13 protein-coding genes are annotated in these 14,233 nt (G+C 39.4%); 10 read left to right on the forward strand and 3 right to left on the reverse strand.

Annotation, left to right across the window (positions count from 1 at the left end):
* Positions 1–51: 51 nt before the first annotated feature.
* Together P3L37_RS16585 and P3L37_RS16590 are read right to left on the reverse strand one after the other, a co-directional pair.
* The gene (locus P3L37_RS16585; RefSeq protein WP_109912653.1) at positions 52–609 is read right to left on the reverse strand and encodes a fimbrial protein; all 558 of its coding nucleotides are present in this window, start codon (positions 607–609) and stop codon (positions 52–54) included.
* A 239-nt stretch (positions 610–848) separates the two neighbouring features.
* Positions 849–1,085: a helix-turn-helix domain-containing protein gene (locus tag P3L37_RS16590; protein WP_004907928.1), complete on the reverse strand. Its 237-nt coding sequence runs from the start codon at positions 1,083–1,085 to the stop codon at positions 849–851.
* A gap of 1,289 nt (positions 1,086–2,374) precedes the next feature.
* Here P3L37_RS16590 and P3L37_RS16595 point away from each other — a divergent pair.
* From P3L37_RS16595 to P3L37_RS16635, 9 genes are all read left to right on the forward strand, one after another.
* On the forward strand, positions 2,375–3,370 hold the full coding sequence (locus tag P3L37_RS16595) for a nitrilase family protein (protein WP_042851748.1): 996 nt from the start codon (positions 2,375–2,377) through the stop codon (positions 3,368–3,370).
* Positions 3,371–3,451: 81 nt separating this feature from the next.
* Positions 3,452–4,357: a LysR family transcriptional regulator gene (locus P3L37_RS16600; RefSeq protein ID WP_109912654.1), complete on the forward strand. Its 906-nt coding sequence runs from the start codon at positions 3,452–3,454 to the stop codon at positions 4,355–4,357.
* 78 nt (positions 4,358–4,435) lie between these two features.
* Positions 4,436–5,434: a 3-oxoacyl-[acyl-carrier-protein] synthase III C-terminal domain-containing protein gene (locus P3L37_RS16605; RefSeq protein ID WP_004907922.1), complete on the forward strand. Its 999-nt coding sequence runs from the start codon at positions 4,436–4,438 to the stop codon at positions 5,432–5,434.
* Complete coding sequence (locus P3L37_RS16610; protein ID WP_109912655.1) at positions 5,431–6,438, forward strand: NAD-dependent epimerase/dehydratase family protein; 1,008 nt, start codon at positions 5,431–5,433, stop codon at positions 6,436–6,438. The genes P3L37_RS16605 and P3L37_RS16610 overlap by 4 nt, the downstream gene beginning before the upstream one ends.
* Positions 6,432–7,235 (forward strand): MBL fold metallo-hydrolase, encoded by an 804-nt coding sequence (locus P3L37_RS16615; RefSeq protein WP_004907913.1) that lies wholly within the window; start codon positions 6,432–6,434, stop codon positions 7,233–7,235. Before P3L37_RS16610 ends, P3L37_RS16615 begins: the two co-directional genes overlap by 7 nt.
* Positions 7,229–8,509: a F390 synthetase-related protein gene (locus P3L37_RS16620; RefSeq protein WP_204163275.1), complete on the forward strand. Its 1,281-nt coding sequence runs from the start codon at positions 7,229–7,231 to the stop codon at positions 8,507–8,509. Before P3L37_RS16615 ends, P3L37_RS16620 begins: the two co-directional genes overlap by 7 nt.
* Positions 8,506–9,120 (forward strand): phosphatase PAP2 family protein, encoded by a 615-nt coding sequence (locus P3L37_RS16625; protein ID WP_110731645.1) that lies wholly within the window; start codon positions 8,506–8,508, stop codon positions 9,118–9,120. Before P3L37_RS16620 ends, P3L37_RS16625 begins: the two co-directional genes overlap by 4 nt.
* Complete coding sequence (locus P3L37_RS16630) at positions 9,113–10,237, forward strand: sterol desaturase family protein (RefSeq protein ID WP_109912659.1); 1,125 nt, start codon at positions 9,113–9,115, stop codon at positions 10,235–10,237. Before P3L37_RS16625 ends, P3L37_RS16630 begins: the two co-directional genes overlap by 8 nt.
* The gene (locus P3L37_RS16635; RefSeq protein WP_110731644.1) at positions 10,227–11,330 is read left to right on the forward strand and encodes a fatty acid desaturase family protein; all 1,104 of its coding nucleotides are present in this window, start codon (positions 10,227–10,229) and stop codon (positions 11,328–11,330) included. The genes P3L37_RS16630 and P3L37_RS16635 overlap by 11 nt, the downstream gene beginning before the upstream one ends.
* A gap of 34 nt (positions 11,331–11,364) precedes the next feature.
* Here P3L37_RS16635 and P3L37_RS16640 read toward each other — a convergent pair whose 3' ends face one another.
* Positions 11,365–12,684, reverse strand: coding sequence for a polysaccharide deacetylase family protein (locus P3L37_RS16640; RefSeq protein ID WP_004907902.1), 1,320 nt, complete (start codon positions 12,682–12,684; stop codon positions 11,365–11,367).
* Between the two features lie 328 nt (positions 12,685–13,012).
* Here P3L37_RS16640 and P3L37_RS16645 point away from each other — a divergent pair, with 328 nt between their 5' ends.
* Positions 13,013–14,125, forward strand: a complete 1,113-nt coding sequence (locus tag P3L37_RS16645) for a mandelate racemase/muconate lactonizing enzyme family protein (protein ID WP_004907900.1) — start codon at positions 13,013–13,015, stop codon at positions 14,123–14,125.
* The last annotated feature ends 108 nt before the right edge of the window (positions 14,126–14,233 follow it).

The raw sequence follows: 14,233 nt of genomic DNA on the forward strand, positions 1-14,233 counted from the left end.
TAAGAAAGGAAAATAACAGGCAAATATATGCCTGTTATTTTAAATAAAAAATTACAGGTAGTTTAAAGCATAAGTTGCTTGAGAAATGATGCTACCAGTTTCAACTTTACTACCATTTGCTTCAACACGTGCACTGAATACTAATTTATTTGGACCATCCGCTAATGGCAGCTCAACACTGGTGTCACCAACTTTCATTGTTGCACCATCAGCGTTGATTAAACGAACACCAACACCTTTAGAAGTACCAGTGTTTGCCAGTAATTCTTTAGCTGTAGTATCTGGAGTACCCGTGAAAGTTACTTTAACTTTGCTAACTGCAGGGAAGACAACTACATCGCTAGAATCTTTAACTTCACCTAAATCACAGTTTTCTAACTGGATATTGTATTGAACGCTTTGGCTATATTTGTTACCAGTTTCTAATACTTTATTTGCAACTTGGCCAAGGTCAACGTTAATTGTACCGTCACCTGGGATTGAGCAAGGTGCATTAATAACTTTACCAGTAAAATTGATGATACCACTTCCTTGATCTACAGGTGCTGCGTTTGCAATACCGAATGAAGAAGCGATAATTGTAGCTAATGCAATTTTAGTTAATTTCATTTATATTTTCCTATAAAAAGACGACATACGTACCAATCACCTAATAATCAATAAATTATTAAGTTGATATCTATTTGCTGAGAATTTAATGATAAAAAACATAAAGATTAGGTTTTTATTAAGAAAAATAAAAACGCTATATCTTTATTAGATTAGATGTTTTATTAATTTTAAAACATATTATTTATAATTATCTTATTAATTTCGATTTATAATTAGATTATTCTTAATATTTTAAATTAATTATTTTCTTTATTGATAAAAACATCATCGATAAAAAAACAAATCATTTCAGTTTCTAACGCATTAGCAAGCACGTGCAAATTTTCAATATTGATATTGCACTCACCTCTTTCATAGCGTGATATTTGTTGCTGACTTACACCAACAAGATTCGCTAATTCAATACCAGAAAGCCCTAAGTGCTTTCTTCTTTTTCTAATCTCTCTACCTACTATCCGATTTACATTTATCATCAACAATAGCCCAAAATAACCTAAAATATTAAATGGCTAAATTATATTACAGATCAAAACCTTTAACATAATGAACAGCACTGCTTATATAACCAAATCAAAGTAGAACAAACCAATTAAAACACGAAATTTGAGTTAATTATAGTTTTCAATATATAAAAGTAAAACTGTTTATAACGATCAATCGAATAAATTAAAGCCATTGAAACCTATCAATATTTCATTATTTTAGTTTTAATTATCTTATAGGATAAAAAACACATTATTCTTATTAGTCACTATTTTAATGAAAATGATTAAATATAACATAACAAATTGATTTTAAAGAAAAATAATTTATTACCATTAACAGTGGTAATAAACAAAAATATGGCGAGGATTTAATTTATAATATAACTAAGACATTTATCATAAATTTATTATGGTATTCATTGATTACTAAGTATTTTTATATACTTATTTTTTATATATTAATTTATTTTTTACATTTTTAATGTTTGCTTCAAAAAAACAACTGTCAATGGTTTTTTTATTTTTATTATTTATTTTAATTAAATTAACAGAGGTTTTTGCTTACTCGCAATAAGAGTTTAGAATATAAAAAATGGTGATTTTTTTTTAATGGCCACGATCTACTCATAAGTAAAACAAATTATCCGTAATAAGAGTAATATCAATATTGATAACCTTCAATAACCCACATATTGAGTAAAAACCAACAGTCTACAACAAAAATAACTCTTAAATAACAATGCGTTACATTTATTTCCAATTGTAACAAATCACAAAAGTATATTGCAAACTTATAGGATAAAAATGAAATATAACAAAAATAAAACATAATAATTATAGCTTCAGGCATAATAAAACGAGTAAAACAAGTGTTTTACCTCGCCTTTTCCCAAGAAAATAGTCAAAACGACAAGAAGGAGGCATATGAATATTGTATTTTGCTCATATAGCTTAGGTTAAATTTATGCTTTTAATTCGGAGAATAAGGACTACTTGCATACCTAATTCACTAAATAAGAGTATTTATTGAGGAATAATTAACCAATCACTCTTTAAATAAAGTAGATAATATAAGAATATCACGCTTAATGTGAGGTTTTATTTCGTATAATATAATGCAAATCCATCTTTTTACGTTAATTTACGTATAAAAAAACTATTTTTAAGTGTTCTTAAAGCTTTATTCAATAACTAACCGTTATTGAATAAGAAAATAACTCATTATTTTTTGTTTGAACAACATGGTTTGATCTCCTTAAACCAAGGAGATCAAAATGATGCCAACACAATCACAGCTTCGTGTTGCAACTGTACAGTTCCAACACCGCCCTAGCGACAAACCCTATAATTTAGAACGTATCCATGACTTTATTACTCAAGCTGCACAACAAAAAGTGAAAATACTGGTGTTACCTGAAATGTGTATCACTGGTTATTGGCACGTGCCGAAGCTACCAGATGACGCCGTTTATGCATTGAGTGAAACCTTGCACGATAGCCCATCATTAGCATTGATCCGCCAGCGTGCGATTGAATTAGACATGATTATTGGTGTTGGATTGATTGAAAAAGGGTTAGATGGCAAATGCTACAATACTTGGGTCGCTTGCATGCCAAATGGACAATACCATGCTCACCGTAAATTGCATGCGTTTGAGCACCCAACCATTCATAGTGGAGATAGTTACACGGTATTCGATACACCATGGGGGGTAAAAGTTGGTATTTTAATTTGTTGGGATAATAACTTAATTGAAAACCCACGCATAAACGCACTACTTGGCGCAGATATTATTCTTGCTCCCCACCAAACCGGTGGAACTCATTCGAGTAGCCCTTATGGAATGAAACCACTCAACCTTAGTCTCTGGGAAAATAGAAAACAGAACCCCCAAGCACTATTGGAGGCATGCCAAGGTGAAAATGGGCGAGGATGGCTAATGCGCTGGTTACCTTCAAGAGCTCACGATAATGGCGTTTTTTATCTGTTTAGTAATGGCGTTGGCCTAGATGATGATGAAATTCGCACAGGTAATGCAATGGTGATAGACCCCTATGGCCGAATTGTCAAAGAGAGTTTATTGGTTGAGGATGATGTGGTCATTGCAGATCTTGACCTTAGTTTGCTTCCAACCTCGAATGGGCGGCGTTGGCTTACAGGTAGAAGACCTGAATTATACCGCATTATGACTGAAACTCTGGGCTATGAAACCGATATTCGTAGTGTTCGCTTTGCGGAGCAGAATTCCCCTTATCATAAAGAAAAGCCATAATAGCTAAAGTCAATGACACGCCATAGCATTCATAATACAAATACTATGGCGTCTTCTACTATTAGGAACTGGCTAACCATCATGGATACTCGACTACTCCGCGCATTTATCGTTCTTGCAGAAACAAAAAATTATCGCGAAGCTTCATCACGTTTATATATTAGCCAGCCAGCCTTAACGAAACAAATTCAATTACTTGAAAAACAATTAGAGATGACTCTGTTTGAGCGTGGACGTCATGGCGCTGTATTGACTCCACACGGTAAAATACTATTTCCCTATGCACAGCAAGTGCTTGCTCACACTACTGAGCTTTTACGTCAATCCGCAATACTTCGAGAACAACCTCCTGTAAAACTAACTGTCGGATTTGGCATATCAACATTTCACGAAGCGTCCTTATTTGTTGCACGGCTGCGTGAAAAACTCCCTGATATTCCAATTCAGCTGGATGACATGCCTTCTCACGAAATGGAGAAACAGCTACAAACTCATGAATTGCATATTGCTTTTACTCGCCAATTTGCATTTAAAAACACAGATAGCTTAGTGAGCAAAGCATTAAAATTTGAAGTACTTGCTTTAGCCGTCGCACAAAAATCGGCGTCTCGATTATCAGTTAAGGAATATCTAACTCATTTTCCTTTATTATTGTTACGCGCAGAACGTGGCTCAAAGCTTCATCAACAAATTCAGCGCTACCTAAAATATGAAAGCTTATTAATTACGCCTTCTCAGGAAGCAAATGATATTCAAACATTAATTGCACTCGTCGCCGCTGAGGTTGGTGTGAGCCTCTTACCCTATAGTGCAAAAAATATCAGCTCAAAAGACATACGTTTTATTCCGATTCAACATTGTGAACATGCCCAATGGCGGATTGATGTGGTATGGCAGGCTTCATTACCTAAATTATGGCAAAACACCATCCATGAATTAATTGATGAAGTTTATGGAGCATTCTCAAGAGAGAGTGAATCAGAATAACTCCGTAATTCCTATATATTAAACATTTGAACTCTGATATTTATTATCATTATCATCGTAAGATAGGCACATATTGATATGTCTGGTAACCAGTCAATAACTCCCCTTAAAATTATCGCTTCTGGTGTGGCACTTCCTGAGCATAAAATTCTCTCGTCCATGTTGGATGAAAAGTTAAATAAATCAAAAGGGTTTGTCGAAAAGCATTCAGGTATCGAATATCGCTTCCATGCAAGTCATACCGATTCACAAGCCCTTTTAGCCGCCCAGGCGATTCAAAATGCATTGCAGGCGAACCATATCCCACCAAACAGTATTGATATGTTGATTAATGCCTCTGCTATCCCAGTGCAAGCGCTACCGTGTTCAGCAGCGCATATCCTTGAGCAATCGAATTTAAACCAAGGAATTGCCTGCTTTGATGTCAATTCAAGTTGTATCAGCTTTATCACTGCGTTACAGATTGCAGCGGGGCTATTAGCCACCAGCGCTTATCAACGCATTGTGATTGTTTCTGCGGATATCGCCTCGCGCGGTATTGACTGGCGGGATAAAGAGTCATCACTGATTTTTGGGGACGGTGCTGCTTGTGTTGTCGTGGAAAAAGGAGATGGAAATAGCGGAATTATTTCTTATACCCACACCACACATACTGCAGGCATTGATTTTTGTGAAATTCGCGCAGGTGGTACAAGATGCAATCCGCGCTCGGGTATGACCGATGATGACTTCCTGTTCCACATGCAAGGGAAAAAATTGTTTCGCCTCGCGTCTTCTTTGATTGAAGATTTTATGCAACAGGTTTTCAGTGAATCGGGTTTACAGCTTAAGCAAATTGGTACCGTGATCCCACACCAAGCGAGTCACCTTTCTTTAGAGCATATGCGCCAACGTGTCGGGGTAACAACGGAGCAATTAGTCGATATCTATAAACATCGAGGGAATCAGGTTGCGGCCTCCATCCCTTCTGCATTACATGAAGCCATTATTACAGAACGTTTCTATGAAAAACCCAGTGCCATGTTAATCGGTACTGCTGCTGGGTTAGCGCTGTGCGCCATGGTATTAGTGCCATGAAAATATTGGTAACAGGCGCAACAAGTGGCCTGGGACGCAATGCTAGTGAGTACTTACTTGAAAGAGGCATTGATGTGGTCGCTTGTGGGCGAAACCAACAAGCAGGAGAACAACTAAGTCAATTAGGTGCAACATTTATTGCTGTTGAATTAGCTGAACTCACCGTTGAAGAAGCGAAAATGCTCATGGCGGGTTGTGATGCTATTTGGCATTGCGCCGCCCTTTCTTCGCCTTGGGGAACACGCCAAGATTTTGAAAAAACAAATGTTCACGCCACTCAAATATTGGCTATCGCAGCAGGGGAAGCAAAAATCTCACGCTTTATCCATATTTCCACCCCTGCCATTTATTTTAATTTCACCCACCAGCAAAATATTCATGAGTCCACGGTTAATAAACATTTCGCTAACCAATATGCCAGAACAAAGTATTTAGCCGAAACCATGATCGAGCAATGCGTTAGTCAATTTCCGGCAACTCGTTATACTATTTTGCGCCCTCGTGGCTTATTTGGTCCTCATGATCGTGTTTTGCTACCGCGTTTGCTCACCCAAATAAAATCACGCAAGGGAAAACTGGTGTTACCTAATGGGGGAAATAACCATTTTGACCTCACCTATGTGGGAAATGTGGTTCACAGCATGCAGCTGGCGACGTTCAAAGAAACACTCCCTAACGGAGCCATTTACAATATTACCAACCAACAGCCACAAGCACTAAAAAAGACATTAAATCAATTGTTTAATGAACTTAATTTAGAGTGCGAAATTCGTTCAGCCCCTTACCCTTTGCTGTATGCTATTGCCAGTCTATTAGAAGTCATTGGCCGTTTAACGGGAAAAGAGCCATTACTCACACGCTATAGCCTCGGTGCAGCCTATTTCACCATGACATTAGATAACCAAAAGGCACAGCAAGAGCTGGGCTACTATCCTTTATATAGTATGCAACAAGGTGTTCATTTGACCGCAAAATGGCTGAAAAAACAGGAGAACCCATGCTAACTATTCATCAATATGAAGTGGGTTATTGCACACATCCGGGCTGTGTCGCGTTAAAAGGCGCCAGTTTTAAATCTTGTAAATTTCCAGCAAGGGCATGGCTGATAGAGGATGAACACCAGCGTTGGCTGTTTGATACCGGGTATGCCACTCATTTTTATGATCATACGCGCCATGGCATTATGCGGCTATATCGAGCAGTCACTCCAGTGTATTTCGAAAGCAAAGATGCCCTTGTCAATCAATTGGCTAATGATGGCCTAAAACCTAATGATATCAATGGTGTGATTTTATCTCATTTCCATGGTGACCATATCGCGGGGCTACGTGACTTCCCTAATATCCCCATTATTTGTTCAGGAGATGGCTGGGCTAAAACACGCCCTTTGACTGGGTTTGCTGCATTGAAAAATGCCTTTGTCAGTGGACTATTACCAGATGACTTCGAACAACGCACTGTATTTTATGAAGGTTTCCCCAAGGTGGCGCTACCAAATGAATTGCAAATTTTAGGCGAAGGCTATGCAGTTAATCAGCAGAAGACGTTATTGATTGTGCCGCTCCCTGGGCATGCCGCAGGGCATATTGGTTTGTGTGTACTAACTGACTCAGGCTGGATATTGCTCGCAGGTGATGCTGCTTGGTCACCCACTAATTACCGCGAATTGCGTGGCCCCATGGCAATTGCCAATATTATTATGGATGATAAGCAGGCTTATTATGAAACACTGAATAAATTACATGAAATTGATAAGCGCAATGTGGTTATCCAACTGTGCCACGAAGGGGATTTATTGTGATCCTCTCGATGCTTTGGCATTACTGGCGAGCTCGTCATTTGACGTTTCGTAACCGTGGTGAACTGGAAGCTTATCAACAAAAACGTTTAGCGCATTTTAAACACAAAGTATTAGCGAAAAGCCCCTATTTTCAGCGGTATATCAATCAGCCATTATCTAATTTCCCCATAATGAATAAACAAATCATGATGGATAATTTTGATGAGATGAATACCGCCGGGCTGTTAAGCCAAACACTTCTAGAATGTGCGCAAAAAAGTGAACAATCTCGGGATTTTGCCCCTAAAGTGGGGCGCTACAGTGTCGGGCTATCCTCTGGAACTTCGGGCCGTCGAGGCCTTTTCGTTGTCAGCCCAGAAGAACAAAATGTCTGGTCTGGCAGTATGTTAGCTAAAATGTTACCCCAAGGCCTGTTTAATGGTGAGCGTGTTGCTCTGTTTTTACGCGCCAATAATAACCTGTATGAAAGTGTCAATAACCGTTGGATTTCACTGCGGTTTTATGACCTTTTCGCGGATTTTGATCTGCAACTTAGCGCTCTTGAACAATATCAGCCTTCGATTATCGTTGCGCCAGCCCAAGTGTTATGTACGATTGCTGACGCCATCAACCAGCAGAAAATTCAATTAAATGTACAAAAAGTAATTTCCGTCGCTGAAGTACTAGAACCCCATGACAAACAAAAATTACAGGGTTGTTTTTCCCATGTAGGGGAAGTCTACCAAGCAACGGAAGGGTTTTTAGGCTGCACTTGTTCTCATGGTACTATGCATTTAAATGAAGCTTTTGTGCATATTGAGCCTAATTGGCTTGATAATGACCGTTTTTCACCCATTATCACGGACTTTACGCGCAAAACACAGCCTATCATACGTTATCAACTCGATGATGTTTTAGTGGTGAAAAATACACCTTGCCCTTGTGGCTCTCCTGAAATGGCGATTGAACGTATTGAGGGTCGCTGTGATGATTTGCTTCAACTTCCGGGCTATAACGGCAAAATGGTGACTATTTTTGCAGATCCCTGTGCGCGGGTGATTGTGAATCACTTGCCTGTTACTGCTGACTTTCGCTTAACCCAGCAAGGCAACGCATTATATTTACAGGCTGAATGTTCTCCTACAGAGCTATCTCTCTGCCAGCAACAGCTAACACGCTATTTTACAAACCAACATGTTGATATTTCTCAATTAGATTGGCAATTATCCACTGCCACTATTACACAAACACTCTCCGTTAAAAAGCGACGTATAACCCGTAAGGAAGCGAAATGAATAGCAGAGAATTATTCACTCGCTTTATCTATTGCCTACTCGGTTGGGGAACCGTTGGCATTGTTTATCAATATACCGGGCAAGTGACTGGGCAAGCTCATGTTTTATCACCCAGTGAGCTGGATAATGCCGTCCCATTTTCACCCGATGCCATCTGGCTTTATCTCTCCTTTTTTCTGTTTATCCCACTTGGGTATTTTCTCAGCCCTCTAAAAAAAGCTTACTCACTCATGTATGCCATGCAGCTCTGTGCGCTGGTTTCTGGGGCGGTCTATTTGTGGTACCCCACGACTATGCTGTACCACGACTACGATTTATTGGCCTTATCTGGGCAGGCTTTGTCTGCTTTGATTAATATTGATAGCCCACAAAATTTATTACCTTCTCTACATGTCTCATTGACTCTCATCGTGCTCAATGCATTATGGTCAACACAACAAAAATTTCGCACGGTTTTAGCCGTTATTTGGGCGATTGCTATTTGTACCTCGGTATTGGTGCTAAAGCGCCATTTAGTTATTGATGTGGTTACTGGTGCACTCACCGCTTGTGGTGCATTACTGATTGTTCACACAGCGAAATTTGTCTTAAAGAGAAACACTGATGAATGAATTAACCTTTCCGATTGTTTTCATGTTAGCGGTCGTGGTCGCAGAAGGTTTAGTGATCGCCAAAACGCAAAAAGGAACCGTTAGCTGGCAAGAATTGGTGTTCAACCTGAACTCTGGCCATATTATGTTGTGGTTATTTAGAGGGTTAGAAATTTTTTGTTACGGCTTTGTCGTGACCCACTACTCATTCAACCTCGTTGAAAACTGGCCAACCGCACTGGTGTGGGTGTTTGCGATTTTTGCTTGGGACTTTGGTTTTTACTGGCTACACCGCTTGCACCATACCTACCGTGTTCTATGGGCCGTTCATGTGGTTCATCACCAAGGGGAGCACTATAACCTATCATTAGGAGTGCGTAATTCGTGGTATTCATCACTGACATCAATCCCATTCTTTATGCTACTGGCACTAATGGGGATTCCCTTAGAGGTGTTTATCACCGTTTCAATATTGCACTATACTATTCAATTCTTTAACCACAGTGCGCTGATCCCGCGTTTGGGTTGGTTGGAGAAATTTATGGTAACGCCACAGCACCATAGAGTTCACCATGTGAAAGAAGGGCATTATTCCAATCGTAATTTCGGGGGCAGTTTTATTTTTTGGGACAAACTGTTTGGCACATTTTCCAAGTTACCTGAAACTGAACACCATTTTGGTATCAAAGGCGCTCCCGCTTCTGAAAACCCGTTTATTGACAGCAACTTACCTTTTTGGCGTATCATTAAACGCCGTAGCCAACCCAAAGCAAAACCCGCACCATTATTTCGCGTAAACCAAATCGCATTAGTAATGGGAACACTTCTCCTATTTAGCTTGGTTATTGGTTACGTCTATATTTATGGTTATGGTTATCAAGGTACAACCCAACAGCAAGTGGTTTTATTTATCTTATTAGCCTTAGGTACCGTAGCTCTATCGGGTATTTCAGATGGACGTAAAATTGGCCTGATGAGCTGGTTTTTCATCGCTTGCTTGCTACTAATTTGTATTTTATTTATTTGGCAATGGACAACCCCGTTTTGGGTTATTTTTACCAGTGCACTATGGCTGCATAGTTTGTTAATGTTACTTGGTATAGGCCGAAAACCCATACAGGTGCGAGATGTTCCCTGAGCCGCTAAGGCCACTAGGCTACCAACACCGCCATGACCAAGCGTTCCAAAAAGCATTGAACATGGCCGCTAAACACTATTTACAACAGCGTGCTGATCATCGGTTCGCTGACTTACGTTTTTATTTAAAAAGTCTAGTTTTAATTTTGTGCTGCCTAGGCAGTTACGGCATAGCATTATGCGCTAACACGTCTTGGGCATTTTTTATTTTTTACCCTCTGTTTATCTGTTTCGCATTATTATTAGCCATTAATCTCGTTCACGATGCTTCCCATAATGCAATTTTCAAGCAGGCCAAAGCCAACTATTGGCTCAATTTTTGGGTCACTATTCCGTTGGGCTTAGATCCTGAATGCTGGCGCGTCAGGCATATTATTTTTCACCACGCTCACACCAATATTCGCCATTATGATTTAGATATCGAAGAAAATTTTGTCTTACGGCAAACGCCTTATCAGCGCTGGTACCCGTTTATGCGAGCTCAGCATCTGTATTGGCCATTAATTGCCGCAATGACTTTCCCTGCACTCATTTGGTTCTTTGATTGGATGGATAGATTTCATTTGACGCGCGTCGCCCCTCATATGCGCCATCAAGGCCGTCGTGGTATTGGAGCATTTTTATTGGCTAAGTTACTGCATTTGATTGTGGCGATAGTCATACCCGCTTTTGTTATCACTGATATCAGTTTAGCGATCTTGCTACTCACTTACTTATTTAGCCAAATGTTAGCCTCTCTTATATTTGTTGTATTGATACTTGGCACCCATTGGGCGAAAGCGACTTTTTATACGCCCCCCAAAGAAGGCAATATGCCGCATGGTTTTTATACTCACACTTTTTCAACCACTTATGATTGGCAAACTACACCTCGTTGGTTAACTTATTGGTTAGGTGGATTAAACTTACATCTTACACACCATTTATTTCCCAATTGGAACCACCGCCATTACCCTGCCCTTGCTAAAATCATTGAGCAAACTGCCAAGCAGTTTTCGATGGATTATCATTGTATTAGCGCGAAAGAATTGTTTATTTACCAACAGAAGTTTTTAAAAGAAATGGGAAAGGGTAAGCAAGCGGATGAGCACTGAGCCAAACACCCCAGTGCTTACTTCGCTATATTGATTATCTATCGATAATAATATTTTGATTTATTACGCTTTTTTCACTATTTCCAACCATCTGAGCAAATTTCTCTAATGGGTCAGTCCGAAAAGCATACAAACGTTTGAGGGCAAATGGGTTATCCCCTAATTTGACTTTTCCTTGAATGGTTGTCAGTGCTAAATGTAAGCCAGCTTTCCCCCCCGCGTCCATCGCTGCGGAGTTATATCCACCAAAAGGATAGGCTAAATAGCGTTGTTCCGGTTCGAAGCGACTCAAAATTTTCATCGACCGTTTAAAGTCCAACATAATGGTATGTTCTTTCCGGCTAAATAAAATTGGTGAGTTATGGTTATCTAAACGATGCAAAAAGTGAGTATGAGATTGGATGTTAAAAACGTCTCGGCTATCTTTAATTTCTTGCTTACTCATAAATTGTAAGCCATCCGCTGACCATTTTTGTGGCTGCGTTTTAATCCGGGAAGAAATAATAAACAGCGTTGCTTGCTGGCGGTTATGCCTTAAAATCGGTAATGCATAGCGATAAACTGACTTTAAACCGTCGTCAAATGTCAACACAACAGCCTTACCCGGTAGATTTGCAGATTTATTTAAATAATCTTCCACATCAGCAAGCGAAAGGGTTTGGTAGCCCGCTTGTTTTAAATAATTCATTTGTTCGCGAAATGCTTCCACCGATGTCGTGGTAGATGTTTCACGAAAATGCTTATTTTCATTGTCTTTGAGAATATGGTGATAAGTTAAAATCGGAATGCCTTTATCCAACGAAACATCATCTAAACGCACATAGCCTAGCCTATCCCCAATACGAATGGTTAACCATGCCGTTTTTTCACCTGTTTTATCCGTTTTAATCATTCGCGCTAACACAGGATAACGCAGGTTTTCCCATAAAGAGGCTATTTGCTTACGATTACTTTGAGTTGAGTTGTATACCGCTGTTTTTTGGTGTGTGACTAAATAATCATAAATGGGATTTTGTAAGTCATTTAGCCTATCTACTTCAGGTACATAGCGTGGCTTTTTGTTAGAAAATGATATCGTTTTCACAAATGCGTAGTCATTGCCAAACTGCATAGCACAATAATCCCCTGAGGGAGAATAAGCGTAAAACCCGTGTTCTGCGTTCAGTTCTGCGACAGCGCGCATTTCTCCAGCAATCATCGCAAAAATAATTTCAGGCTGTTTTGTTTGAATTAGCTTGGGGGGGATGTCTGCCAACTGCCAATCATCTGTATCATTGACGATTTCAGAAGCCATAGATTGAGAGAGATAATTCGTAAATAAAATACACAGTAATAAAAGTAATCGTTTAGACATTTTTCATCCGCTATAACGCTGGGTTTCCGCAATTATTCTAAACCTACTCTAGATTGAACCCCATACCCCAATAAAAATTTTTATTGTCCCACTCTCATTATTATCACGAAAAATAATACTTAAAATGTATGGTTGTTATCTTAACCCCTTAAGTTGTTATACCAATTTAGATATTCCATCGTGATCTATCATACAAAATAAAGAGATCTAGCTCATATTTATCAGTAAAAGGCGCCATCAAGGCACAATCTGTAAATCATTTGACAGTTTAATCCATTTCCCACTGCTAGATTGGCATTCAACCACCTTACAACACCTGGGAACAACAATGAAAATAAAAGAAATTAGTACTTTTATCATGCACGTACCTGTCACTAATGACCTAATTGGTGACTCAACTCACAGTATTACCCATTGGGGAATGCCGGGTGTCATGATCAAAACAGAATGTGGGTTAGTCGGCTATGGCCACACCGGAACACACGCCGATATCACTACCGACCGGTTAATCACCACCATTATTGAAGATGTTTTCGGTCCAATGTTACTCGGTGAAGACCCAACAGAAGTACGTTATTTGCATCGAAAACTCACTCGCAGCTCAACCAATATTTGGGTTGGTCGCGGTGGTTTAATGCAAATGGCAATTTCTGCCATCGACATCGCCCTTTGGGATCTCAAAGCTAAAGCCGCAGATCAGCCGTTATGGCAACTGTTTGGCGGTTCAAAACACAATAAAGTTAACGCCTATAACACCGACTGCGGTTGGTTAGTGCGTAGCCAAGAAGACTTAGTCGATGATTGTAAAAAAATGATCTTCGAAGAAGGCTTCAAAGCAATAAAAATGAAGATTGGCAAACCAGACCCACGCGAAGATCTACAACGTATTGAAGCGGTTCGCCACGCAATTGGCGATGATATCGACTTAATGGTAGATGCGAATGGTAAGTGGGATATCAGTATAGCCAAGCAATATGGCCACCGTTTAAATGATTTTAATATTAAGTGGTTTGAAGAGCCGTTGTGGCATGATGATGTCGCCAGCCATAAACAACTTGCCGCTTATATGGACACACCTATCGCATTAGGTGAATTACTTTATCACAATGATTCGTTTAAGGAATTTGTCTTGGCAGGTGCCGTTGATTACTTACAACCTGACGCCACACGCTGTGGTGGTTTAACAGCAGTATGGGAAATTGCTGATTTAGGTATGGCCTTTAATTTACCGGTGACACCACACCATGGCGATATGATGCAGGCACAATTGCATCTGGTCATGGCGCATCCAGCCTGCTCTTTACTAGAATTCATTCCTTGGACACTGGACTGCTTTGTTGACCCGGTCGAAGTTATTGATGGTGTTTATACCACACCAACCGCGCCTGGGGCAGGTACAACGTTAAAACCTGAAGCATTAGCTAAATTTAACGTGAAATAATGATCATTCCCTTTTTCAATATTTCATTTCTAACAACATGAAAAAGGGAAATTAATAACAAGAATTATTCATTTTAAATTACTTATTTACACTCTAAATAATTCATGA

It is taken from the genome of Providencia sp. PROV114, from assembly GCF_032704305.1.
In the GTDB taxonomy this organism is placed as follows: domain Bacteria; phylum Pseudomonadota; class Gammaproteobacteria; order Enterobacterales; family Enterobacteriaceae; genus Providencia; species Providencia rettgeri.

Excerpts from the sequence above, each read along its gene's own strand:
- P3L37_RS16585 (WP_109912653.1), bottom strand. The coding sequence starts at position 609 with ATGAAATTAACTAAAATTGCATTAGCTACAATTATCGCTTCTTCATTC.
- P3L37_RS16600 (WP_109912654.1), top strand. The coding sequence starts at position 3,452 with ATGGATACTCGACTACTCCGCGCATTTATCGTTCTTGCAGAAACAAAA.
- P3L37_RS16605 (WP_004907922.1), top strand. The coding sequence starts at position 4,436 with ATGTCTGGTAACCAGTCAATAACTCCCCTTAAAATTATCGCTTCTGGT.
- P3L37_RS16610 (WP_109912655.1), top strand. The coding sequence starts at position 5,431 with ATGAAAATATTGGTAACAGGCGCAACAAGTGGCCTGGGACGCAATGCT.
- P3L37_RS16645 (WP_004907900.1), top strand. The coding sequence starts at position 13,013 with ATGAAAATAAAAGAAATTAGTACTTTTATCATGCACGTACCTGTCACT.
- P3L37_RS16635 (WP_110731644.1), top strand. The coding sequence starts at position 10,227 with ATGTTCCCTGAGCCGCTAAGGCCACTAGGCTACCAACACCGCCATGAC.
- P3L37_RS16615 (WP_004907913.1), top strand. The coding sequence starts at position 6,432 with ATGCTAACTATTCATCAATATGAAGTGGGTTATTGCACACATCCGGGC.
- P3L37_RS16590 (WP_004907928.1), bottom strand. The coding sequence starts at position 1,085 with ATGATAAATGTAAATCGGATAGTAGGTAGAGAGATTAGAAAAAGAAGA.
- P3L37_RS16630 (WP_109912659.1), top strand. The coding sequence starts at position 9,113 with ATGAATGAATTAACCTTTCCGATTGTTTTCATGTTAGCGGTCGTGGTC.
- P3L37_RS16595 (WP_042851748.1), top strand. The coding sequence starts at position 2,375 with ATGCCAACACAATCACAGCTTCGTGTTGCAACTGTACAGTTCCAACAC.
- P3L37_RS16640 (WP_004907902.1), bottom strand. The coding sequence starts at position 12,684 with ATGTCTAAACGATTACTTTTATTACTGTGTATTTTATTTACGAATTAT.
- P3L37_RS16625 (WP_110731645.1), top strand. The coding sequence starts at position 8,506 with ATGAATAGCAGAGAATTATTCACTCGCTTTATCTATTGCCTACTCGGT.